The sequence below is a fragment of the Promicromonospora sp. AC04 genome, assembly GCF_003058225.1.
In the GTDB taxonomy this organism is placed as follows: Bacteria; Actinomycetota; Actinomycetes; order Actinomycetales; family Cellulomonadaceae; genus Promicromonospora.
Genome location: NZ_QBUG01000025.1, coordinates 1 through 1,315, shown reverse-complemented (window position 1 = coordinate 1,315; position 1,315 = coordinate 1). Strand labels below are relative to the sequence as shown.

At 70.4% G+C, this 1,315-nt stretch carries 2 protein-coding genes; one reads left to right on the top strand and one right to left on the bottom strand.

Annotation, left to right across the window (positions count from 1 at the left end):
* Positions 1 to 14: 14 nt before the first annotated feature.
* Complete coding sequence (locus tag C8K30_RS31865; protein WP_369941792.1) at positions 15 to 413, bottom strand: hypothetical protein; 399 nt, start codon at positions 411 to 413, stop codon at positions 15 to 17.
* Between C8K30_RS31865 and C8K30_RS30140 the strand changes: the two genes are divergently transcribed.
* The coding region (locus tag C8K30_RS30140; protein ID WP_369941789.1) for a cache domain-containing protein at positions 310 to 1,315 on the top strand (1,006 nt) is incomplete at its 3' end. The genes C8K30_RS31865 and C8K30_RS30140 overlap by 104 nt on opposite strands.

Sequence of the window (1,315 nt, the reverse complement as noted above, 5' to 3'; positions counted from 1 at the left end):
CCAGCCGACAGGTCTCAGCAACCGCCCAACAGATCGCCGACGCCGCCGGCAACCTCGCCGACCTCGCCGGCGACCTCGAAACCACCGCAGCCACCGCGAGAGACGGGTACTGACGTGAGCGAGCCCGCCTCAACCCGATGGCGCACTCTGCACCGCCGCTTCACGCCCCGCTTGGTGGCGGCGATGTTGCTGGTCTCGTTGCCGGTGATGATCGTGCTGGCGGTGCTGTTGACGACCTCGGCGGCGAACAGCCTGACCGCCTCGGCCGAGCAGAGAGGGCAGAGCGTCGCACGGGCGGTCACGCTGAAGTTGCAGGACTGGCTTTCCGCACAGCGCGAGAGCCTGACCGTGCTCGCCGCGACCGCCGCCGACGACCCGACCGGCGAAGAGACCCGGTCCGCGATGGCGTACATGGCCGAGACCGGCGGCAACTTCACCCTGATCCAGGTCACCGACCTGGACGGCAAGGTGCTGTCGACCAGCGGAACCGGCGGTGTCACCGATCCTGCCGAGCAGGAGTGGTTCGCCCGCGCCGCCGAGGGTCAGCCGGTCCTGACCTCGCCGGTCCGGCGGGGCGATCACATCGAGTGGGTAATGGCGCAACCCGTGCTCGGCCCGGACGGCAACCCGCAGGCCATCGTGATCGCCGGCCTCAACCCGGTGCACCTGACCGACCTGCTCGACCCCGACCTGGACGAGGGCAGCGAGGTCCTCGCGGTGGACTCCCAGCATCTTCTGGTCTACAGCAGCGAGGACATGGGCAAGGTCGCCGACGAGGCCGCGATGCTGGCCGCCGGCGCCCTGAGCACCACCGTCGAGAACGCCGCCACCCAGGAAGCGGCCAGCACCGGCCAGCCCGGTGCCGTGCGATTCACCGATCTCGAGGGCCACGACGTCATCGGCGGATACGACCTGGTCGATGACCTGGGCTGGATCGTCATCGCCCAGGCCCACGCCGACGCCCTGCTCGCCCCCGTCACCACCCAGCGCCAGTACGCCATCGTCGTATTCGCCCTCGGAACCACCCTCGCGGTGGTCGTCTCGATCATCCTGGCCCGGCGTACCACCCGGCCTGTCCGCCGACTGACCGAGGTGGCGCGGAGGGTCGCCGGCGGCGACCTGGATGCCCGGGCCCGGCCAGAGGGTTCGACGGAGCTCGTGGAACTGAGCGAGTCCATCAACACCATGCTCGACACCACTCGGCGGCTCGTCGCGAGGGTCACGGCTGCGGGGGTGGAGGTGAACTCGGCGGCCACGGAGCTGTCGGCATCCTCGGACGAGCTGGCGGCGACCACCACCGAGCAGAGCGCCGGAG